Genomic DNA, 21,715 nt, shown 5'->3' with positions numbered 1-21,715 from the left:
ATTAACCAATCCCCCTTACTTCACCAGACTCCTTACCTTGCTCTCCGATTAGATCCCGGAAAAGCTGCAGGTATTCGTTGGCCATCCTTTCTGCAGAGTATTGCTGTTTGACTTTGTTGCGAGCCGCCGTTTTGAGAGTGGCTGCGAGTTTGGCATTGTTTAGTACCTCCGCACACGCGGCCTTCAGTGCCTGTGTATCACCGAGGGGAACCAGCAAGCCGGTCTTGCGATGCTCAATCAGTTGGTCGACGCCCGGGATATCATAGGCAACACAGGGAATCCCCATGGCCATTGCTTCCATCATACAACGGGGTATACCTTCCAGAGACGAGGTCATCACAAAGAGGTCGAATGTGGAAAGCAAGGCAAGTCTGTCTGACCGAAACCCAAGAAACTCGACCGCCTGGCCACTGGACCGACCGGACGCAAAGCTTTCAAGTTCGGCGCGCTGAGCGCCATCTCCGACAAGAGTGAGCTTTATCGCCGGATCTGACTCATACAGGCTATCAAAAGCATTCAGAAGATCCGGGATGCCTTTTCGCGGAATCAGCTGACCAATAAATCCGATGGTCCGGTGCGATGCGTCGCGGGTCTTTTCAGCGTCAGGATCCACGCTATTGGCAACCTCGTCACGGGGTGTCGCGTCTATTTCTTTCAGATCTACGCCATTACGGATGAAACGAAGGCGTTTTTGAGGAACCTTGAGCCGATCCATATCTGCCATCAGCTCTTCGGAAAGGGGAGCAACCGCATCGAAATAGCGGAGCATCATTGTTCCGATACGGATAAATGTTGCCAGTTTAATACCAACATTTCCTGAAAAGCCGTGAGGAGTACTAACGCATTTTATGCCGGTACGGCGGGCCGCTATCAGCCCCAGGATATCGGATTTGTATCCATGGGTATGAATAACGTCTATGCTCCTCTCACGAATAACCTGTTCCAGTCTCGAAACCACCTTCCAATCAAACCGGCCATTCATTTTCAGGCGATGTACATTCCCCGCAGATCGAGGGTAATAATCCGCAACTGAGAGATCCTGCTCTGGTCCCTCATCAGAAACGGCGAGGTCGCACAGCATTGTTTCAGGATCGATGTTGTTGGCCAATGCCAACACCCAGCGTTCAGCCCCGTAAAAGCCCGCAGGCGTAATAAATTGCAGGATCCTGACTTTTTGCATCATCTATACCCTTTTCACCTTCCCTTGTATGCGGCTACCCAGACTTCGAGCCGACACTGTCACTGACTGCGGATGCAGATAGTAAACCTTGATTGCCACGGCCAGAAACAGGATCATCCAATAGAGGATCTCTGCCCTGAGCTGATTAATGAAAGTGCTCGTGACCAGGTATCCGAGAACAGCGCATTCCAGGGCTAACAAGTGGAAATACTTCTCGTACTCCTTGTTATCCAGGACAAATGTCTTCGCTTTCTTCGACATTCGGTAAAGGCTGATCAGCATGGCCAGAAAAATAAGTAAACCGTGCCATCCCAGTTCCGAAAGCGCCTGGAACCAAATCGAATGCACCGTTTTATACTGAACGCCCTCTCGCTCTTCCTCCGTTAAATAGAGCGGTGACAAGATGTTATAGCCGTGGACCCCCATCCCTAAGGGGTGATCCTCCATCATGTCGAAGGTTGTCATCCAGAAAAGCACCCTGTGGGAGCCGCTTTCCGCACTGTCCGAGCTCTGGAGCGTAGACATACGCTGCCAGAAGAGGTCATCCGCTACATAAAGACCACCACTAATGCCAACAATTACAATAAAAACCGCCAAACCACGCTGCCCCTTCCGACGATATTTCGAGAACATCATAAAGAGTAGAAAAAGCCCGGCACTGGCTACGGTTCCAAGGAAGGCTCCGCGGCTGTTAAACAGGACAAGCCCATTTGCGACGAAGGCACCACAGAAAAAACAGAAGACTCTGACCTTTTTATTTCCCATCCAGGCGTAATAAAGCAAAAGTACACCCGCAGGAACGATCGCAGCCGCAACCCCGTTCACGTCGCCTCCGTCGGGTAGTGCAATTCCCTCCAACCGGTCTCCCGAATTGCGACCTGTCGACGTTGCCAGGTAGCCAAGGTACGTGCAGCCGAGCAGATACGCCCATGTCGCGACCTTAAGAGTGGCTTCGCTATTCAGAAGTTTGTAAGCGACTAACACGATGATAATCAGCTTGAGGAAAATAAAAGTGAAGTCATCGTGAATATCCGGCGCCAGGGACCACAGTTTTGCGATGTAGAACAGACCGACCAGAACCATTAAATATATGAATACCGGCTGCTCCTTCCACGCACTTTTTTGACTAAGTTCCTTGTACTTGGCGCCAAGGACTATCAGCATCAGAAGTGACGCAATAAATGAATAGCGCAACCCCGGTATCTGCGCAGACCACCACCGGTCATCCGGGTTCAGAAAGTACACCATCTGATACAAAACGAAGGCAGCCGCACCGGTATAAAAAAATCCAGCAACTATCCCGCCAAAAAAAACCGCTAGAAAAATTAATGCCATCTTCGACATCAACGGTTCTCCTGCCTCGGCCGAGCGCTTTCCCAAGTGATCTGAGTCTGTCCCTGCAAAGCCTTTACAATCCCACGAACGGCATACCAGTTCACCGCCACAAAATAAAAAGGTGTTGCCAACCAGACGGGTAACCGGTTTTTGTCTGGAGCCATGCTACCTATGAAAGCCAATCCGAGAAGAGCAACCGCGAAAAATGACATGAGCTGGAACACTTTGTATCCCGAGAACGCCAGAACAAGGCTGCCTGCGAAGCCAAGTAGCATGAACAGGGGAATCAACCAACGCAGGAGTTTGTGTGAGATCACTTCGAATGCAAATGCACCGGTCTTCCGGGGGTTCATAACCTCCCCTACCCGCATTAATCCACGAATGCTCCGGTTTACAATCCGCTCCTTCCTGGCCACTTCCCGGTCGAAGTCGCCGGCCGTCTCCTCGTAGCACCTTGCTTCACTGTCAAAAATACCCCGAAAGCCCTTGGCAATGATCTGTAGCGGATTAACAAAATCGTTAATATCCTGCGGGTGCAAAGGTTCCCAGAGCCCCGTTCGAATGCTGTAAATCGCCCCATCCCCCCCAACAACAGAATGCAGACGAGACTCCATGGATTTAATGGCCAACTCATATCGCCAATAAAGGTTTTCATTCTTCGCGCTCGCACCGGCTTCACTGTCCGTGTATAGAGCAGCACCAACAACATAACCGACCTCTGCATCCGCGAAATTTCGCACCAGTTTTCGGATAGCGTCTGACGCATACATGGCGTTGGCGTCGCTGAACACGACAATCTCGCTTGTCACCCCCTCCATGGCGAGGTTAAGGCCCATGGTTTTTCCCAAGCGGCCCTCCTGACGGATCAGGGTTACACCCTGCCCCGAGAATTCACGCACGATGTCATCGGTGCCATCGTCGGAGCCGTCCGACACCGCAATCACATTGAATCGTTCCCGTGGGTAGTCCAGCGCCAGTGCATTGTTCAGCTTTTCCCGGATGACCGCCGCCTCGTTGTAACACGAGATAATCAGCGTCACGTTAGGCGTTTGGTCCTCTCGTCTGTGGGTCACCGTTGGCCGGAATCGGGTAAGAAACCAGAGCAGCGCGGGATAGCCGAAGTAGACATACACGGGTATCAGCAGACAGGCGATGGTCACTAAGATAAGAAACATCATCATAAGGAAATGTACTTTCTGATCAATGGGCCGAATCGATTGGCAACGGGCAGCGGTAAGCGACGCCAGATGACTTCAACCAATGCCCTGAGCTTCTGTGCGGCCACTGAATATCTCGACTTTGCCGACGTCTTCGTACCTTCGTTAAGGATATCCAGCCAGTTAAGTTCGTGTGGCACCGCTCCCCATTGCTTCTTGAATCGGTACGTGCCCTCTCCAGGCGTGGAGCGGCCAAAGTCAAACAGTGTGATGCCCCGGTCGCACACATAACTGAGCAAGGTCCAGTAGAGCAGCATGTTGGGGGCCAGATGGTTGTACTCCGCAAGCGTTGATGCCCAAGGGATGGAGGCCCGCTTCCCGTTCAGAAGTACTACCCCCGCTCCAACTACGACGCCATCGCAATACACAAGGCCAACCACCATGTCGGCACCATAATGGGAATGCAGGGCACTAAACCATCGCAGGGCGTGGACGGGTGAACCAAGCCTGCGCATGTTAGCGGCAAACACGTGGTAGAACGCTTCCACAGCTTCCGGATCCTGTCGCACCTCTCCGGAAAGCCCGTTCTTCTCGGCTTTTCGGATCTGGCTGCGCAACTTGGGCTTGTAGCTCTTGAACAGCGTCTCGCTACAGTGAGGAAGCTCACAAAGCATGCTGACCTTCTGCATGCCCGCGTCAACGTGCTTCAGTTCAATGTCTAACGCTGGACCCGCCAAGCGCAAGGAGAGACTGCTTGCTTTTACATCCGAAGCAAGGCGTTTTGCTTCTTCAATCAACGCCTGCGCGACTGACGCGTTATTTGCGAGAGGCCCGCCGAGATCACAATAAGGCTGGGATATCAGTGCAGGCCTGCCCAGCGGTAAGGCCAGATGGCACAATGGCAACACACCGACAATATCGTCTGTGTCATCAAATGCAGCCAGAATGGTCCCTGAGTGTTTGTAGCCTTCATTCACTGCTTTGAGCCAAGCGCTGCGATGGTATGGTGTTGCACCTGGATGTTGCCGCACATAGGCATCCACACCTGCAAGGTCATCGTGCGGTGGACTTAGACGACGCACATTGAGGCGACTAGCTGACCGGGAATCAGATGCCACATCATCCATCCGCTTAAACCTGGCGCCCATCATGCTCCCCCTGCTCGCCCCGCCAATGCTGCTTTGCCATGCGCATGGCATGCTCAAGCTTGAGTTTGAATCTGGGCCGTTGAAGCGCTATCTGCACTAACTGGCGATGAACCGCTCCAAGGTTTTCCTTATAACGCTCTGCGCCCCCCATAAAGTCGTAATAGTGGAAGCCATGGTGGCGATAGTCTTCGATGCACAGGCTATGCCCCAACAAGCCAGGCTTGAAGCGGTTATCATCTTCTACGGCCATACCACCGAGATAGAAATAGACCACTTGCTGGTAAATCAGATTATAAAACGATGCGACCTCTTGCCCCCGACCCTCACGGACACCAGGTCAACCCCCCCATCCGGCCATTGGGCTCGGATGAGTTCGCGGTGAAAACGAACAAAATCGGGGTTGGCGAATCCACTCTGATCCGGCCCACCTCCCCAACGCTCCAGATGCCTCGGGCCAATCCGGTCGAATAAGGCCAAAGCCTCGTCGACCGAATCTGGCCGGTCCAGAGTTACTTTGCCACGCCCCTCGTATAGCCGATGACAGCGATTTATCTGATAACGCGTGTTACGGGACAATGTATTCAGGTAATGCTCACCACTTCTGCGAAGGTCGTTAAGGTCGACGCCAAAGCAGGGAGCTTCCCAACGGACATGTTTGTATAGCCCGGTAATGCGTGCGTACCGGTCCGCTTCTTCGGCATCAATGGCGCCAACAATAAACTCATCCCAGTCGGGCATAGCATCACAGAGGTAGCTAAGGCATATCTGTGCGACCTCGTCTTCTCTCCCTCGTTCTGCCAGGAATCCGTTGTATTCAATCCAGATCTGATCCAGGAGTTTGTGACCAGTCTGGTGCAGGCGCAAACAGCGGGACTTCAGCAAACCATGCCGTCGTTCCTCCGTTTCCACCACCAGTCCCATTCCCACCAGACGTTTGCCATCCTTTACCCTGAGAACGAATGCCCGCGGTTCATATACATGAAGCCAGTGCCCAAGCCACTGCCACGAGAGAAAAACCGTGGGATCGGAGCGATTTTCCAGATCCAGCCATTGATCGCGTAGTTCCGCACACGCTGTCGCCGGTTCTCTTGTTATTGTCAGCGTTCCTGCTGTCATTGAGATGCTTCCGCTACGATAGCCGATTAATGAACGGGATTCGGGTGCTTCACCAGGAATGGCCCGATGGCCAGGTAATCAAGCGCTCCCTGGAGGAATGCGCGTACCGCATCTTCCGGAGAATTGACGATGGGCTCTTCATGCATGTTGAAGCTGGTATTGATCAGGCTCGGAATACCACTCAGCTTTTCATATTCCTTGAGGATATCGTAGTAGCCCGGGTTCACTTCACGCTGGATCAACTGTGGACGTGCGGTACCGTCAACATGGACCGCTGCGGGGCAGTTCTCCCGCATGAAATCGGTGCAGTCGAAGGTAACGGTCATGAATTCGGCGGCGTGTTCTGCACCCCGGATATTGTGATAGCACTTTTCTCTCGCTTCATAGAGAGTTACCGGTGCAAAAGGCATGAACTCGGTACGGCCAAGGCGCTTATTCAGCCACTGGTTAACCTCAGGTTCCCTGGCGTGATACATAATCGAGCGGTTACCAAGGGCCCGGGGCCCGTACTCCATCCGGCCATCGAAACGGGCGACCACCTCACCCCCATGAATCAGTGCCGCCGCTTCTGCCGCGAGGTTCTCAGGGCGCTGGTAATGCAGTCCTTCAGCCTGCAACGCACGCTCAATTTCGGCTTCCGAGTAGTCAGGGCCCATGTAGGCGCTGGAAAGCGAAGGTTTAACTCCGCCCGGCCAGCTGTGGTAAAGAGCCGCACCGGTGCCGCACCCGCCGTCGCCCATATTCGGGTATACGAAGATGTGATTGACGCCCTCAATCTCAAATATCCGTTGGTTCAGTTTAACATTGGCGGTTACGCCTCCGGACAAGACAATGGTGTCGATACCCGTTTTCTGAACCCAGTAACGGATGTAGTTCGTCGCCACTTTTTCAAGTACATACTGATAGGCGGCCGCCACATCAATCTTGGGAAACTTTGAGGCCAGATAGCGGGAAAAATAGACGTTGTTGGCTTCGTAGATCCGGAAATCGCCGGGCGTCTCATCAATACGGGAAAGCAATATATCCCCAAGAATGGAGGGGTCGCCGTAGGATGCGAGCCCCACGATCTTTCCTTCATGACGGCTGGGTTTGAAACCCAGGCTGGAAGTTACATGCTCATAAAGGGTGCCCAGAGAATTCGGGAATGGCAGGCCATGCAACCTGTGAATTTTTCCATCGCGGGCCTCGCTCACGGAGCCGGCCAGACCAGAGCCGTAGCCATCCAGAGTGACGCACAATGCACGCTCAAAACCACTGCAGAGAAAACTGTTAGCAGCATGGGACAGGTGGTGATCCATGCGCTTGACCGGTTTGGTCCAGCCCATTGCTGCAAGGCCGCCGGTCAGATCCCGCTCCCAATGCTGGAAAGATTCCGTTGCCGCTTCGCCCCATTGGCGGGATGATTTCAAAGCCGCATTATTGGAAGCCAGCTTCTGGGCGCCCGCCATGCTGTAATAAGAACTGTGAAGAAAACTTTTTTCCATGATGGCATTTGGATGTTCCAGCCCATGGATAGGCTCGTTGCGATCAGGAACACGGCTAAGCGCTTCTTTGATCTGGGGAGACAGATCATTAGGGTGGAATCGCTTAATAAAGGCCCTTTCATCTTCCAGATTCTTCGAAAACAGTTTTTGCTCGTTCTCCCAGGTCAGGAATGGATAACACACCTGGTCGAAGTCGCTCATGGAAAGGCCAGTGTATGAAAGGGCCTTCTCAAGGGCCAGCGTGGGAAAACCTGATTGTTGTTTGGTCCTGGAGAAGCGCTCTTCTCCTGCCGCAAACAGAATATTGCCGTCCTCAACAATCGAAACCGTTGAGTCCTTGTCTAGCGGGGAAATCCCAAGCACCTTCATGCCATACTCTCCATAAGCTTGCGAATGCGGGTTGGCGTCGACGCCTGTCCGCCTAACTCATCGAAAAAGAAATCGAAATAACAACGGAAGCTGTCCAGAAATTTCCGGAGCTGGGCGTCATCCTGAACGTATGTGGTATTACCAGGCACAACGCTTGGGCTGTGGAAACTCCAGGTAAAGGTCCTTACTCCCCGATTGTAGAGCGCCCGGCTAAGCTTTATGTGCTCCGCTGAATTGAACCCCTCCGGAGAGAGCATCAGCCTGTCGACCGCACCTAAACGGGAGAGGATTCCGGGCGCTTTGAATTTCCGGAGTGCCTGGGCGACCTGAAATAACGGAATTGCTGCAGCACTGGCCCAGCCTATAAATGCTCCGGTACAGGGAAGCTCCAGAATGGGCTTATCGTTGCCACCGAACCAGAACGGATGTGCGTCATACCGGCGATAGTCCGGCCCGCCATCCGCCCGCGAGTCCAAAGGCGGGCAAACTGAGAGATCGATATTAAACCCCAGTTCCTGAAGAATGCCGGTGGTGTTGGGGCCAAAGCCGTAACGCCCGGCCTTGTAGGCAACCGGTGCGGAGCCAAAATTCTCTTGGATCTTGTCCCTCAGAACGAGAAGTTTCTGCCGTTCAAGGTCTTGCGGTAGGTTGCCCGGATAGGTATTTGGTTTGGACAACACCTCGTCAACCGGCGGATTTACCCAGGGATGAAGGTGGGCTCCAATCTCACACTGCCCCTTCTGGGCGAACTGCCTCAGCAACTCATAACCCTGAGCCTGGCTGGCCACCGGATAGTCGATCACGTAACAGGGGCGAATGCCGTATTCATTGAAGATGCTTTGGACGCGATCGATATGCTGCATGGCAGAAACGCCCGTCGCTGCCGAGTCCGGTTCGGAATTCCAGTCGAATTCTTCCTCGGTATCGATCACAACAATAAGCTGTGGCGGCTCCTCTGCCGCAATCCTGATGTCTTTCCGTTGATCAAACATGATTCCCTTCCTGAGCATTCCTGAGTCCATTACCTCGACTGACCAACTAATGAAAATCCCTTGGTCAGCACCAGGCGAAGTACAAACTGATCCTGGTCGCTTCGGGCAAGTCGGCTTCGCAAATAGGACTGATTTAACTGAACACTGAAAGAGGTGTCTTCTGCCAACTGGCGCGACCAGCTTGTGTTAAAGCGGTGGATCTGATCGATGATGGTTCCCGCATCTTCGCCGGCATCCCCCTGCCAGCTGTATAAAAAGTCCATTCGCTGCAAGTTGGTTAGCTGGAATCCAAAATTCACACTGGCCGAATACTCATGGGTCGTTGCGCCCGTGATTTCCGACTCCAGTAGCGCAGCCTCAGCAGCAAGCCCAAAATTGCACACGCTGCATAAGCGAGATGTACTGTTATGGGTGACCAGGACTGAGTCACTGGTTACGAGATCCCGAATCCGGATGGTATCCGGGAGAAAATCGAACACTTCCGGAAAGTCCAACGACAGGTCTGTCGCACTGTCTGAGAGCCTGCGATTGTATTGAATCGAGGTTCGCCAATCGCTGGCAACCCAGGTACGGTCAACAAATCCTGTACCGGCTTCGCTCTCGCTGACAGAGCCATCAGGGTACTCTGTGTCTGCCTGGCTCAGGCCGCCTCCAATATTGAAAGATCCATTCTCCAGCACCCGGTTATAAACCAGCTGTGCGGAGTCAATCGTGATATCGGTTTCATTATCATTCGACCAGCTACGGCTGCCCACAATGCTCCCGGTTGAGCGCTCACTTAAACGCCTCGAAAACTCTCCAGAGGCGGTAATAGACTCTTTGTCGTTCAGCTCACCGGCCCCAAAGCTACGTCCGGCCTCCCCGGAAAACCTCAACGTGGAAAGATCGCCAGGGAAAAACCGCAAGCCCGCCCCTGCATTCAGCGTATTCTGAGTGTCGTAGCTCGACGGATTCACAACAAAACCAGTGTTATTACGAACCAAACTCACTGTGTGCCCGGCATTAAAATCAAGGCGACTCGCAGGGTCAAAATGAACAAAACGCGACGCGCCCGTGATCGAACTGGTATCTGTTTGGTCGCCTTCACCAAGATCACGCTTGGTCTCGAGCGTACCTCCGTAACGAAGCGCGAGCGAGTTCGCTCCACTTTCCAGTTTACCGCCGAGATTGCCGGACACCCCGAGGCTAGGCTCGGTGTTTGTATCAGTGCTCGTTCCCTGGTCAGTCCGGGTATGAGTCAAAGCTGTAAACAGGGACCCTGAACCGGAAACCTCCGTTACATTTTCGCTAAGGTCTTGCCCCATCACGGTGTTAGGCGTGAGGCAGAAACTGCATAGGCTAACGACAAGCGATATCTTTGCTTTCTCTGCGCTCCAACCCATCAATTTACTCCTGAAACACCAGGCCTGAGAATTTATCGGATCCGAGAGCGTCTACCGAATCCGTAATCGCCTCTGGAGTTACATCCCCGAATGGAACGCCAAACACGATCTGGTCTGCAAACCTTTCCAGAATCCGGGCCTCGGTACTTTCCCGAAAAGGCGGCGCATTCAAAATGATACAACGGTCCGGATAGCGGTCTTTCAATTCGGAAATCAGCTCGCGCATCCGCACCGCTGAGAACAACTCCACAGCAGAAGAAGCCTGGGTTCCCCCTGGAATAACGCTAAGGCGAGCCACACCGCTGGGATATAGAATATCTTTTATGGACAGAGACTTGTCCGCCACAAAATCTGTCACTCCCGAGCGCATTGGCATCGAAACCAGATTGGTGAGGTCCTGGTTGTAGGGGTCACAATCCACCAGAAGAGCAGACGTGTGGGAGTCCAAAGCAAATGATGCGGCAAGATTGTAAGCCGTGAGCACAGAATTTGCCCGATTGCCCAGACTGCTGAACATGACCACAAAGTTTTGGTCACCAGCGCGATTTCGGAGCTGAATGCGTAATTCCCTGTATGCATCCATTACTTCCTTGTCGGGCATTCCAGAATAAATGATTTTTCTCTCGCGGAGTTGCTCGCGGGTCCAGGGTTTCGGATTTCCGATCAGCTCTAACGAGACTGACGAGTCGTAGACTGTTGGGGGGTGTTCGCTTTCATCAACATCTACCTGAACCCAGTTCGGTTTCAACCGGTCTGAGCCGGCAAACGGGCGCTCTTTCCGGAAGTTTTCCTCAGGTTTTGCCTCTCCCCGTTTCAGCTCAAGCCGACGACGCTCATCCTGGCTTTTAAGCAGCGCATTGTAGAGTTTATTGTCGTCCATTAACCGCCCCCGAGGCCTGTCAGCTCTGTGATTTTATTGATTAACTGATCAGGCGTAATTCCCATCACACTAAACAGGAGAACTGACAGATACCCCAGCATAAACAGAATGAGCACAAAGAGGATTGCAAGAACATCTTTCCTCAATAGCCGATCTTTCCATGTGCTGCGGTAATGCGGAATGGTCGTCAGCACTGGAATCGTTTCCGGCAAGGCAAGCTGCAGAGCCCGTGGCGACCGCACCCTTTGGTCAAACATCACCAGCAGAGCCAGAAGCCCCAGCACCGTGGCACTGCCTAGAAACGGGCCCGCCAGGCCCACCTGGTACAACTGCAGGCCGTCCCAGTGTGTCGGGTAAGAGGCCGGCTCCTGAATTTTGTAACTGACGCCTTCGCCCTGAACGTCCAGCGTCATGGAAAGGCGTGCTTTTTCCCGACGCTGGAGCATGTCTTCGTAGACACCTCGGGTTACATCGTAGTCTCTGGTTAACTCCGATAGCTGGGCCTGGTTTTCTGCCACGCGCTGGGAGCGCTGGAAAGCCTCTTCAAGGAGACGCTCCAGGGACGCAAGCCTGTTTTTCTGAACAGCAAGCTGGGTAGTACTGTCTGCTAACTGAATCTTCAGGTTTTCATACACCGGGTTTTCCATAACCTCGGTCACCGCGCCGTCACGATCGCTATCGCTCTGGCCCGACACTTGTCGCTCCAGGTCCGCGATCTGGTCTTTGACACTAACCACATCCGGATGGCGTTCGTGGTACTTCAGAAGCAGTGAATCCAGCTCCTGGCGCAACGCTGCCAGCCTCCGTTCAGCAGAAGATTTCCCGGCATCAACCACAATGCGCCTGACCGGTTCCTCCTCATTAAGCTGGGCCCGGGTCAATTTGACCTCGGATTCCGTCTGCTGGATCTCCAGTTTGAGGTTTTCAATCTCACGCCTCAGGTTTTCAATCCTCGCCTGAACGCTTCCTTCTGTACCGTCCTGGTTGCTCGCTTTGAACTCTTTCAGTCTTTGCTCGGCCTCTTCGAGCTGGCGCTGATAGGACTTGACCTGGGAGTCAATGAACTCAAAGGCCCCCTGGCTTTCCGAACGTTTTTTGCGCACCGTGCGCTCTACAAATCGATTTAGTGCTGCACTGAGCACCTGGAATGACTGGTTGGGATCGCCACTGGTGTAGTTGAGCTCCAGAAAATTCCGATTGGAGACCCGCAATGAGAGCTCTGTCCTCAACCTTTTGATGGCATTGTTGCGCTCTACGTCAGTTTCATTGCCAAGAAGCAACCCTGTATCAACGGCGACCTGCTCAAGGAATGAGCGGCTCTGAATCATTTCCCGCGCTTCATTGATGCGGTCCAGCTGAGTTACCTCAGCCTGACCGCGAAGAAGAGGCTGCAGGATATTAGACTGATCGGCGTACAGGACCGCCTCAGAGGTGTAACTTTTGGGAGTAACGTAGCCCAGAATCAACACCCCGGCGGTTACGATCATAAAGATGAGCGCGGCAGCCACCCGGTGCCGGAAAAGCTCTAGCTTTACCGCACGCAAGGTATCGAGAATGAACTGGATATCCATCAGAGTTCGCCTCGGAATAATTGCTTACGCGGAACGCTGATTACATCGCCCGGTTGCAACGCATGATTGGTACTCATATCGCCATCGGCGAAAATGGCGTCAAGATCCAGAACAAAGCTCTTGTATTCACCATTGATTTCGCGATGAAGAACTGCTCGGCTATCAGCTGCAAAATCCGTAACACCGCCCGCCATGAGCACAATATCGAGAACCGTCATCCCCGGCTGGAAAGCGACCGACTGGGGCGACACAACCTGGCCAGTAATGCGGATACGATTCCGGAATTCCTTGCTGGCCGGGCTGGTTACCATAATGGTGACTTCGGGCGTACGGATGTATTCACCCAGAGCAACACTGATTTCCGAGGCCAGAGCTTCCGGCTCCTTTCCTTCAGCTTTCACGTCACCCATCAATGGCATGGAAATAAAGCCATCCGGCCGCACAACGATGGACTGACCAAGCTCCGGGTTACGCCAGACGTGAATAGAAATCGTGTCCCCGACACCAATCTGATAAGGCTCCGACTCCAGCTCGGAAACCGGAGGCATTTCCGTTGAAGAAGGAAGCCCTGAACAACCTCCGAGAATCAGAACCAGCATAGCGACCAGCCCGGTCCGAAAAAACGTAAACGTGCCCATAAATGCTCTCCAAATCCCTGTTGTTTTGTTGGTCATCTTCAGCGCACACCTTTTCCGAGGAGAACAACCTCCACGGTTTGGATCATAATCAGCAGATCCATCACAAGGCTGTGATTCTTCGAATAGTAAAGGTCGTATTCAAGCTTCCCCTTGGCGTCCTCAACCGATGCGCCATAAGGATATTTAAGCTGGGCCCAGCCCATTAAGCCAGGCTTCACGTAGTGACGGGTATCGTAAAACGGGATTTTCTCCTTCAGCTCGGTGACAAACTCAGGTCTCTCCGGGCGCGGCCCCACGATACTCATTTCTCCCTTGATCACGTTATAGATCTGGGGCAGCTCATCTAACCGGGTGTTCCTGATAAACGCGCCCACACGGGTTACCCGATTATCGTTGGCCATTGCCCACTGAGCTTTTCCGTCTTTTTCTGCGTCTTGCCGCATACTCCGGAATTTATAGATCCGGAATTCCTTGCCAAGCAAGCCCACTCTCTTCTGGCTATAAAGAATCGGCCGGCCGGTTTCGATAAAAACGGCAATCGCTGTCATTACAATGAAAGGAAACATAATGATCAGTAGCGAAAGGCTGATGAAGAGGTCCAGAAAACGCTTGGCAAAATCCCGGCTTTTGGAGGCCTTGAAGCCCTCAGAAAAGACGATCCACGAGGGGTGCACCATGTCCAGCTTGGCCTTTTTCAGCTCGCGCTCGTAAAAATCAACACCGTTGGTAACGGCAATGCCTCGCAGTTTGCACTCCATCAGTTCAGGTACCGGTAGCCAGCCACCCTCGGTTCGGCGCCGCTCCTGCTGGGCAACTACGATCTCTGAAACCTTATTCTGCAGGCAGAACTGATAGAAGTCGTAAGGTGTGGGCAAGAGCTTCTCTTCCGCGATGGCTTTACCCGGATTATCTGCAATGCAGCCAATGATCCGGATGCCAAGCGCCTGCATGTTGCGCTCATACTCATCGAGTAGCGACGCAGCAAAATCACCGGCGCCAAAAATCACAACCCGGCGAACGACCTGTTCCGAGTCAACAATCCGGAGAAACACCAGGCGTAGCAAGATAACGACCATTGAGGCGAGCAGAACCGCCCATAAAAGGTTCTCGCTGCCAGGGTCGGCAGAAGGCACCAGCCCGTACAAAATAGTGAGACCGATACCGCCGACAAAACAGTAAGCAACCAGAGTCCGGAAAAACAGAGAAGACAAGCTTTCGCGAACCATCGCCAGATAGCCGCCCATGGCGAGGGTTCCGCAACTGAGGACAAGCGCAAACAGAAAAGCCGACAGTACATCGGTGTGCATGGGCAGATGATTGACGCCCGCATAAGCCAGAAAAAGCGTCAACAGGGAAAAAATGGCAAACAACACCCCGAATTCCAGCGCGGCGAGCACCAGATAAGGGATGTGCAGGTAATGTTTTCGGAATCGTATGTACGACACGCTGAACTTCCTTGTCGTCTGTTTGACAATAATCAGCGACAGACCAACATCAGATTCTACCGACAAGCAAATTAATCACTGTCGGTTCCTTTTTCACTGATTATATTCTGCGCGCAGTGATGTTCAATCTCAACCGAATTGTGTCTTTATGTAACATAGTTTTACATTGTTTTATATTTCAGTTTCGTTTTATAAGCTCAGCCAATTGTATTTAGACTCCGGGTGAGTGAGAATCGTGCCATCGGCGTTATATTGGGAAGGAGCACCCATGTTGAGCCCAGAGCGGTCTCGGTCCGAAGGAAACAATCCTGAGCATTCGGTGTATGCTGAGCGTGCGGAAAGCCCACTGCACGCCATGAGTATCGACGTTGAGGACTACTTTCATGTTGCGGCGCTCTCCGGCGTGATTAGCCCTGACCAGTGGGACTCACTGCCCTCACGGGTGGAACAGAACACGGAGCGGCTGCTCTCACTGTTTGATCGTCATGGGGTTAAAGCCACGTTCTTTGTTCTGGGCTGGGTCGCCGAGCGCTTCCCAGACCTTATTCGGAAGTTATCCGATCACGGGCACGAAATCGCTTCCCACGGGTACAGTCATCAGTTGATCTACAATCAGTCTCCAGAAGTCTTCAGGGAAGAGACGCTCCGGTCCAAAGGCATTCTCGAGGATATTACCGGAAACGCTGTTGATGGATACCGGGCAGCGAGTTACTCGATTACACGGCAATCACTCTGGGCACTGGATATTCTGAGCGAAGCCGGGTTTACGTGGGATTCCAGTATTTTCCCGATCCGTCACGACCGCTATGGTATTCCTGACTCGCCGCGCGCGCCCTACTCCATCGAGACTGCGAATGGCAATATCATCCGGGAATTCCCTCTAACAACGGCACAGATTATGGGGCTGTCCATTCCTGCGGCCGGCGGTGGCTATTTCCGGCAATTTCCATACCCGGTGTTTCGTTACCTGTTTCGTAATGCCTCCGGTTTTGGAGAGCGCCCCCAGATGTTCTACCTGCATCCCTGGGAGATTGACCCTGACCAGCCAAGGTACAGCAACGCGAGCTGGTTCTCCCGTTTCAGGCACTACACCAATCTGGACCTTTGTTACGGTCGCCTTGAGCGCCTGCTCCGGGATTTCCGGTTTGGCACAGTGACCCAAAGCTATAATGCCTATGAGCCTGACAAAACACTGCTTCGCAGCAATGAAATGATCCGAGTCGCATAAGGCACTGTCACAGGAACTGACGATGTATCTGGAATTCTTCGGCCTACACAGACACCCTTTCCGAATCACACCGGAAGACGATTTTATCTACATGAGCCAGCAGCATTCCCGGGCTTATGTGTATATGTCTTCCGCGATCTGGTCATCCGAGGGTTTTGTCGTGATAAGCGGCGAGATCGGCTCGGGCAAGACCACCCTTTTGAAGAAAACTATCCGCAATCTGGAAGGCGACCTTAAGCTACTCAACATCTCCTATACCAACCTTGAATCAAAGGATCTGTTTGGCCTCATTCTCAGAAAAGCTGGCCTGAAGGTAGAGGATGACAGCAAGGTCGCCATGCTTTTTCAGATCACTGAATATCTTGAGCGCATGGCGTCGGCGGGCACGCCCGTTGTTCTGGCGATTGACGAAGCGCAAAACCTGACCCGGGAAAACCTGGAAGACATTCGCATGCTGACGGGCATGGAGAGTATGGGCGGCCCCTCCATGCGGGTGATTCTGCTTGGTCAGCCGGAGCTCAAGCAGGCCGTTGCCGCAATCCCGCAACTTTCCCAGCGGGTTAAGCTCTTCTTCCACCTCGAGGGATTGAGCCAGGCTGAAACCGCTGAATACATTGATTATCGCCTTCTGGTCTCGGGCCACGGTGGAAACAAACTTTTTGATGAAGATACGGTGCGCGAAATACATAAGCTGAGTAAGGGCATTCCGCGCCTGATCAACAAACTGTGCGACGGAATGATGATGTGCGCCTATTCGGAGGACCGCCCATTCATTGATCCCTACGACCTGCAGAGCATCCGGAGGGATTTGCTCGGCGAAGATCTTCCCAAGAACACACCCAAGCCGCAAACACGCAAAAAGAAATCAGCAAGCCCGGCACGTTCGCAAAGCACCGACCGGGATGAGTGGTCTAATGCTGCAACTGCGCTTGGCCGCATCGCCGATGCGCTTGAAAGAATCGACACCCGCCTGGCGAAGGTTTTTCCCGAGGAACCGAAGAATCGCGGCGAATCATTCAGGCCCGGGGATAATGTCAAGCCTCTGTCTCCGGGCAGAACCAAGTAACGGTGGTCTAACCGAGGTTGTTCAGGCCTTGCAGGCAGCGGACCTCCGACAGCTCACCGAATGCGATAGCACGGGCATAGGCTTCGCCACCGGCCAATGTTGTTGCCATGGGGACATTCAGCCTGGAGGCGAGTTTTCTAAGCTCGGCAGAAGCGGTAATTGTTGCCCGCCCGTCGCTGGTGTTGATCACCAACTGCACGTCACCATTCTTGATGATATCCAGTACGTGAGGACGACCTTCCTCAATCTTGTTAACCCTCAGGGCTGCAACCCCCCGCTGCTCAAAAAATGATGCTGTTCCGCTGGTCGCAACCACTTCAAAACCCTGATCTATCAAACACTTTGCGATAGCGACAGCGCCAGATTTATCTTCATCCCGAACCGACATAAAAGCCTTTCCTGAACGCGGCAGGATTTCACCGGCGCCCAGCTCTGCCTTGGCAAAAGCCTCATCAAAGCTGTCACCCAGGCCCATCACTTCGCCGGTCGACTTCATTTCCGGCCCGAGGATCGGATCCACCGCCGGGAACTTGTTGAACGGGAACACGGACTCCTTCACCGCGTAATAGGTGGGCACGATTTCCCGGGTGAAGCCCAGCTCTTTGAGGGTCTTGCCGGCCATCACTCGGGCCGCCACCTTGGCCAGGGAAACGCCAATGGCCTTGGACACGAACGGCACGGTCCGGGACGCCCGCGGATTCACCTCGATGACGTAGATCTCGTCATCCTGCCACGCCAGCTGGACGTTCATCAGGCCGATGACCTCAAGCTCGATGGCCATTTTCTTCACGGCCTCGCGCATCTCGTCCTGCACCGCCTTGGGCAAGCTGTACGGCGGCAGGGAACAGGCGGAGTCCCCGGAGTGAACACCGGCCTGCTCGATGTGCTGCATGATGCCGCCGATGACCACGTCGGTGCCGTCGGAGATGGCGTCGATGTCCACCTCGATGGCGGCGTTCAGGAAGTGGTCCAGCAGCACCGGGCTGTCGTTGGAGACCAGCACCGCGTTGCGCATGTAGCGCACCAGTTCGGTTTCGTCGTAGACGATTTCCATGGCCCGGCCGCCCAGTACGTAGGACGGACGCACCACCAGCGGGTAACCGATTTCCCGGGCCGCCAGTATGCCTTCCTCGTGACTGCGCACGGTGGCGTTTTCCGGCTGCTTCAGGCCCAGGCGGGTAATCATCTGCTGGAACCGCTCACGGTCTTCGGCGCGGTCGATGGCATCCGGGCTGGTGCCGATGATGGGCACCCCGGCCGCTTCCAGGCCACGGGCCAGTTTCAGCGGGGTCTGACCACCGTACTGGACAATCACACCCTTGGGCTTTTCGACGTGAATGATTTCCAGCACGTCTTCCAGGGTGATCGGCTCGAAGTACAACCGGTCGGAGGTGTCGTAATCGGTGGACACGGTCTCCGGGTTGCAGTTGATCATGATGGTTTCGTAGCCGTCCTCACGCATGGCCAGGGCCGCGTGCACACAGCAGTAATCGAACTCGATGCCCTGGCCGATCCGGTTGGGGCCACCGCCGATGACGACAATCTTCTCGCGATTGCTGGCGTCCGCCTCGCACTCCTCCTCATAGGTGGAGTACATGTAGGCGGTGTCGGAGGCGAATTCGGCGGCGCAGGTGTCCACCCGCTTGTACACCGGGCGGATGTCCAGATCGTGGCGCAGCTTGCGCAGGCTGACTTCGGAGAGACCCAGCAATTTCGCCAGACGGCCGTCCGAGAACCCCTTACGCTTGAGCCGGAACAGCGTGGCCTGATCGATGTCGGCCTTGCCGGCACTCTTGAGTGCCTGCTCTTCTTTGATCAGGTCTTCAATCTGCACCAGGTACCAGGGATCGACGTGGGTATTGGCGAAGACTTCCTCAACCGTCATGCCGGCGCGGAAGGCGTCGCCGATGTACCAGAGCCGTTCCGCGCCCGGCACATTCAGCTCCTGGGTGAGGGTTTCCTGCCCGTCAGTCGTGGCCAGATCCACCTTCTCCTCAAAGCCTTCGGAGCCTACCTCAAGGCCACGCATGGCTTTTTGCAGGGATTCCTGGAAGGTCCGGCCGATGGCCATGACCTCACCCACGGATTTCATCTGGGTGGTCAGGCGGGCGTCGGCCTGGGGGAACTTCTCGAAGGTGAACCGGGGAATCTTGGTGACCACGTAGTCGATGCTGGGCTCGAACGAGGCCGGGGTGACGCCGCCGGTGATTTCGTTGCGCAGTTCGTCCAGGGTGTAGCCGATGGCCAGTTTCGCGGCCACCTTGGCAATCGGGAAGCCGGTGGCCTTGGAGGCCAGGGCCGAGGAACGGGACACCCGCGGGTTCATCTCGATGACGACCATGCGGCCGGTGTCCGGATTAATCCCGAACTGGACGTTGGAGCCGCCGGTTTCCACACCGATCTCACGCAGGACCGCCAGGGAGGCGTTCCGCATGATCTGGTATTCCTTGTCGGTGAGGGTCTGGGCCGGAGCCACGGTGATGGAGTCACCGGTGTGCACGCCCATGGCGTCAAAGTTCTCGATGGCACAGACAATGATGCAGTTGTCCGCCTTGTCGCGGACCACTTCCATCTCGTATTCCTTCCAGCCGATCAGGGACTCGTCGATCAGCAGTTCGTTGGTCGGCGACAGGTCCAGGCCACGGGTACAGATTTCTTCAAACTCGTCCCGGTTGTAGGCGATACCGCCCCCGGAGCCGCCCATGGTAAACGACGGGCGGATGATGCACGGGAAGCCGATGTCGTCCGCCACATCCCAGGCTTCCGCCATGGTGTGGGCGATGGTCGCGCGGGGACACTCCAGGCCGATTTTCTTCATGGCCTTGTCAAAGCGGTCCCGGTCTTCGGCCTTATCAATGGTGTCGGCGTTGGCGCCGATCATTTCCACGCCGTGTTCGGCCAGAACCCCGTGCTTTTCCAGGTCCAGGGCGCAGTTCAGGGCCGTCTGGCCACCCATGGTGGGCAACAGCGCGTCCGGCTGCTCTTTCTCGATGATCTTGGCGACGGTTTTCCAGGTAATCGGCTCAATGTAGGTGGCATCGGCCATCACCGGATCGGTCATGATGGTCGCCGGGTTGGAGTTGACCAGAATGACCCGGTAGCCTTCTTCCCGCAGCGCCTTGCACGCCTGGGCGCCGGAGTAGTCAAACTCGCACGCCTGGCCGATCACAATCGGGCCCGCGCCCAGGATCAGGATGCTCTTGATGTCAGTACGTTTTGGCACACTTCCCTACTCAGATAACAAACAATGCTGCGAACTCATGGACAGGCGTATTCTCCAGAGTTTTCTGATCCTTGCATAGCTCCAAAATACGGTCACATTGCTGCGCCGGAAACCGGGTTGCAAGGTTGGCGATAAACTTTTCCTCCAGCAACGGCATCCCCTCCTTCCGGCGCCTTCGATGGCCTATCGGGTATTCCACGACGACCTTGTCTGTACTGGAGCCATCGCTGAAGAATACCTGAACCGCATTGGCGATAGAGCGTTTCTCCGGCTCAAGGTATTCCCGCGTATACCTCTCATCTTCAATCACCTCCATTTTGTCCCTGAGCTGATCAATGATCGGATTGGCCTTATGAAAGCTGTCTTCATAATGCTCCGCAGTGAGATTACCGAACACCAGCGGCACAGCAGTCATGTACTGCAGGCAATGGTCCCGGTCTGCGGCGTTAGCAAGTTTTCCGACCTTCGAGATAATGCGAATAGCGGATTCATGGGTTGTGATGTCGATTCTGTCGATCTCATCCAGTCGGTCTTTTACTTCCGGGTGTAGAGTGACTGCCGCTTCGGCGGCTGTCTGGGCATGGAATTCGGCCGGGAAAGAAATCTTGAACAGAATGTTTTCCATCACGTAGGAACCGAAGTCCTGCGGAATCGAAAACTGCCTTTGATCCTCGGGTTTGAGTTTCTGGTTTTTGTTAGTCTTGCTGAACAGTACATCATAGAAGCCCCACTGGGGCGCGGTCAGAACACCGGGAATGCCCATTTCACCGCGCATGGCAATGTCCGCAAGTCTTACCGCGCGGGAGGTAGCATCGCCCGCCGCCCAGGACTTTCTGGAACCTGCATTGGGTGCGTGGCGGTAGGTTCTGAGGGACTGTCCATCTACCCAGGCGTGGGACAGGGCCGAAAGAAGCTGCTCACGATCTGCCCCCAGTAACCGGGAGGCGACCGCCGTTGATGCCGCTTTTACCAGCACTACGTGATCCAGCCCTACCCGGTTGAACGAGTTTTCCAGCGCAAGCACACCCTGGATTTCATGGGCCATAATCATGGCTTCCAGCACGGCCCGCATGGTGAGGGGCTCTTTGCCTTCGGCAACTCGTTTTTGGGAAAGGTGATCGGCAACCGCCAGTATGGCACCGAGGTTATCAGATGGATGCCCCCACTCGGCTGCCAGCCAGGTATCGTTGTAATCCAGCCAGCGCACGATACAGCCGATATCCCAGGCAGCTTTCACAGGGTCAAGGCGAAAAGACGTTCCCGGCACCCGGGAACCGTGAGGTACGGTCGTCCCCTCAACCAGCGGGCCGAGGTGCTTCGTACACTCGGGAAAACGAAGCGCCAGCAAACCACAGCCGATGGTATCTATCAGGCAGAACCGGGCAGTCTTCCAGGCCTCGTCGCTGTCGATCCGGTAGGTGAGTACGTAGTCTGCAATTTTCTGCAGGATGTCGTCGTAATCAGGGCGTTCGTTGAGATCAAATGTGGCTGACATAGTGGG

General features: G+C 54.4%; 15 protein-coding genes and 1 pseudogene. 2 read left to right on the top strand and 14 right to left on the bottom strand.

Annotated features, from left to right (window positions below):
• Nucleotide 1: 1 nt before the first annotated feature.
• The 12 genes and pseudogenes from BKP64_RS04580 to BKP64_RS04525 form a co-directional block, all read right to left on the bottom strand.
• Nucleotides 2-1,183 (bottom strand): glycosyltransferase family 4 protein, encoded by a 1,182-nt coding sequence (locus BKP64_RS04580; protein ID WP_070966586.1) that lies wholly within the window; start codon nucleotides 1,181-1,183, stop codon nucleotides 2-4.
• The gene (locus BKP64_RS04575) at nucleotides 1,184-2,524 is read right to left on the bottom strand and encodes an O-antigen ligase family protein (protein ID WP_070966583.1); all 1,341 of its coding nucleotides are present in this window, start codon (nucleotides 2,522-2,524) and stop codon (nucleotides 1,184-1,186) included.
• Nucleotides 2,524-3,696: a glycosyltransferase family 2 protein gene (locus BKP64_RS04570; RefSeq protein ID WP_227515505.1), complete on the bottom strand. Its 1,173-nt coding sequence runs from the start codon at nucleotides 3,694-3,696 to the stop codon at nucleotides 2,524-2,526. Before BKP64_RS04570 ends, BKP64_RS04575 begins: the two co-directional genes overlap by 1 nt.
• Complete coding sequence (locus BKP64_RS04565) at nucleotides 3,693-4,790, bottom strand: FemAB family XrtA/PEP-CTERM system-associated protein (protein WP_083329284.1); 1,098 nt, start codon at nucleotides 4,788-4,790, stop codon at nucleotides 3,693-3,695. The genes BKP64_RS04570 and BKP64_RS04565 overlap by 4 nt, the downstream gene beginning before the upstream one ends.
• 13 nt (nucleotides 4,791-4,803) lie before the next feature.
• Nucleotides 4,804-5,558, bottom strand: a pseudogene (locus BKP64_RS04560) (GNAT family N-acetyltransferase).
• 404 nt (nucleotides 5,559-5,962) lie between these two features.
• Nucleotides 5,963-7,789, bottom strand: a complete 1,827-nt coding sequence (locus BKP64_RS04555) for a carbamoyltransferase family protein (protein ID WP_070966580.1) — start codon at nucleotides 7,787-7,789, stop codon at nucleotides 5,963-5,965.
• Nucleotides 7,786-8,781, bottom strand: a complete 996-nt coding sequence (locus tag BKP64_RS04550; protein ID WP_070966577.1) for a polysaccharide deacetylase family protein — start codon at nucleotides 8,779-8,781, stop codon at nucleotides 7,786-7,788. The genes BKP64_RS04555 and BKP64_RS04550 overlap by 4 nt, the downstream gene beginning before the upstream one ends.
• Before the next feature lie 29 nt (nucleotides 8,782-8,810).
• Nucleotides 8,811-10,163 (bottom strand): hypothetical protein, encoded by a 1,353-nt coding sequence (locus tag BKP64_RS04545; RefSeq protein WP_198402644.1) that lies wholly within the window; start codon nucleotides 10,161-10,163, stop codon nucleotides 8,811-8,813.
• 4 nt (nucleotides 10,164-10,167) lie between these two features.
• A complete protein-coding gene (locus BKP64_RS04540; RefSeq protein ID WP_070966575.1) occupies nucleotides 10,168-11,043 on the bottom strand; it encodes a P-loop NTPase family protein in 876 nt (291 codons plus the stop codon).
• On the bottom strand, nucleotides 11,043-12,614 hold the full coding sequence (locus tag BKP64_RS04535; protein ID WP_070966572.1) for an XrtA system polysaccharide chain length determinant: 1,572 nt from the start codon (nucleotides 12,612-12,614) through the stop codon (nucleotides 11,043-11,045). The genes BKP64_RS04540 and BKP64_RS04535 overlap by 1 nt, the downstream gene beginning before the upstream one ends.
• Nucleotides 12,614-13,252 (bottom strand): XrtA/PEP-CTERM system exopolysaccharide export protein, encoded by a 639-nt coding sequence (locus BKP64_RS04530; protein WP_070973553.1) that lies wholly within the window; start codon nucleotides 13,250-13,252, stop codon nucleotides 12,614-12,616. Before BKP64_RS04530 ends, BKP64_RS04535 begins: the two co-directional genes overlap by 1 nt.
• A gap of 38 nt (nucleotides 13,253-13,290) precedes the next feature.
• Nucleotides 13,291-14,697 carry a TIGR03013 family XrtA/PEP-CTERM system glycosyltransferase gene (locus BKP64_RS04525; RefSeq protein ID WP_070973552.1) on the bottom strand — a complete coding sequence of 469 codons (1,407 nt, stop codon included), beginning with the start codon at nucleotides 14,695-14,697 and terminating at the stop codon, nucleotides 13,291-13,293.
• A 268-nt stretch (nucleotides 14,698-14,965) separates the two neighbouring features.
• On the opposite strand from BKP64_RS04525, the gene BKP64_RS04520 reads away from it, so the two are divergent.
• Nucleotides 14,966-15,925, top strand: coding sequence for an XrtA system polysaccharide deacetylase (locus BKP64_RS04520; protein ID WP_227515504.1), 960 nt, complete (start codon nucleotides 14,966-14,968; stop codon nucleotides 15,923-15,925).
• A 22-nt stretch (nucleotides 15,926-15,947) separates the two neighbouring features.
• Nucleotides 15,948-16,991: an ExeA family protein gene (locus BKP64_RS04515; protein ID WP_070966570.1), complete on the top strand. Its 1,044-nt coding sequence runs from the start codon at nucleotides 15,948-15,950 to the stop codon at nucleotides 16,989-16,991.
• A gap of 7 nt (nucleotides 16,992-16,998) precedes the next feature.
• On the opposite strand, the gene carB is transcribed toward BKP64_RS04515, so the two are convergent.
• Entirely contained in the window at nucleotides 16,999-20,214 is a 3,216-nt protein-coding gene (gene carB / locus BKP64_RS04510) for a carbamoyl-phosphate synthase large subunit (protein WP_070966567.1), read from the bottom strand.
• 10 nt (nucleotides 20,215-20,224) lie between these two features.
• On the bottom strand, nucleotides 20,225-21,709 hold the full coding sequence (gene prpD, locus BKP64_RS04505) for a 2-methylcitrate dehydratase (RefSeq protein WP_070966564.1): 1,485 nt from the start codon (nucleotides 21,707-21,709) through the stop codon (nucleotides 20,225-20,227).
• Between the last annotated feature and the right edge of the window lie 6 nt (nucleotides 21,710-21,715).

Source organism: Marinobacter salinus (assembly GCF_001854125.1).
GTDB classification, from domain to species: domain Bacteria; phylum Pseudomonadota; class Gammaproteobacteria; order Pseudomonadales; family Oleiphilaceae; genus Marinobacter; species Marinobacter salinus.
Note: the sequence above shows the minus strand (reverse complement) of the source record. Positions and strands in the feature narration are given on the sequence as shown.

Excerpts from the sequence above, each read along its gene's own strand:
- BKP64_RS04580 (WP_070966586.1), bottom strand. The coding sequence starts at position 1,183 with ATGATGCAAAAAGTCAGGATCCTGCAATTTATTACGCCTGCGGGCTTT.
- BKP64_RS04575 (WP_070966583.1), bottom strand. The coding sequence starts at position 2,524 with ATGTCGAAGATGGCATTAATTTTTCTAGCGGTTTTTTTTGGCGGGATA.
- BKP64_RS04570 (WP_227515505.1), bottom strand. The coding sequence starts at position 3,696 with ATGATGATGTTTCTTATCTTAGTGACCATCGCCTGTCTGCTGATACCC.
- BKP64_RS04555 (WP_070966580.1), bottom strand. The coding sequence starts at position 7,789 with ATGAAGGTGCTTGGGATTTCCCCGCTAGACAAGGACTCAACGGTTTCG.
- BKP64_RS04550 (WP_070966577.1), bottom strand. The coding sequence starts at position 8,781 with ATGTTTGATCAACGGAAAGACATCAGGATTGCGGCAGAGGAGCCGCCA.
- BKP64_RS04545 (WP_198402644.1), bottom strand. The coding sequence starts at position 10,163 with ATGGGTTGGAGCGCAGAGAAAGCAAAGATATCGCTTGTCGTTAGCCTA.
- BKP64_RS04540 (WP_070966575.1), bottom strand. The coding sequence starts at position 11,043 with ATGGACGACAATAAACTCTACAATGCGCTGCTTAAAAGCCAGGATGAG.
- BKP64_RS04535 (WP_070966572.1), bottom strand. The coding sequence starts at position 12,614 with ATGGATATCCAGTTCATTCTCGATACCTTGCGTGCGGTAAAGCTAGAG.
- BKP64_RS04530 (WP_070973553.1), bottom strand. The coding sequence starts at position 13,252 with ATGGGCACGTTTACGTTTTTTCGGACCGGGCTGGTCGCTATGCTGGTT.
- BKP64_RS04520 (WP_227515504.1), top strand. The coding sequence starts at position 14,966 with ATGTTGAGCCCAGAGCGGTCTCGGTCCGAAGGAAACAATCCTGAGCAT.
- BKP64_RS04515 (WP_070966570.1), top strand. The coding sequence starts at position 15,948 with ATGTATCTGGAATTCTTCGGCCTACACAGACACCCTTTCCGAATCACA.
- prpD (WP_070966564.1), bottom strand. The coding sequence starts at position 21,709 with ATGTCAGCCACATTTGATCTCAACGAACGCCCTGATTACGACGACATC.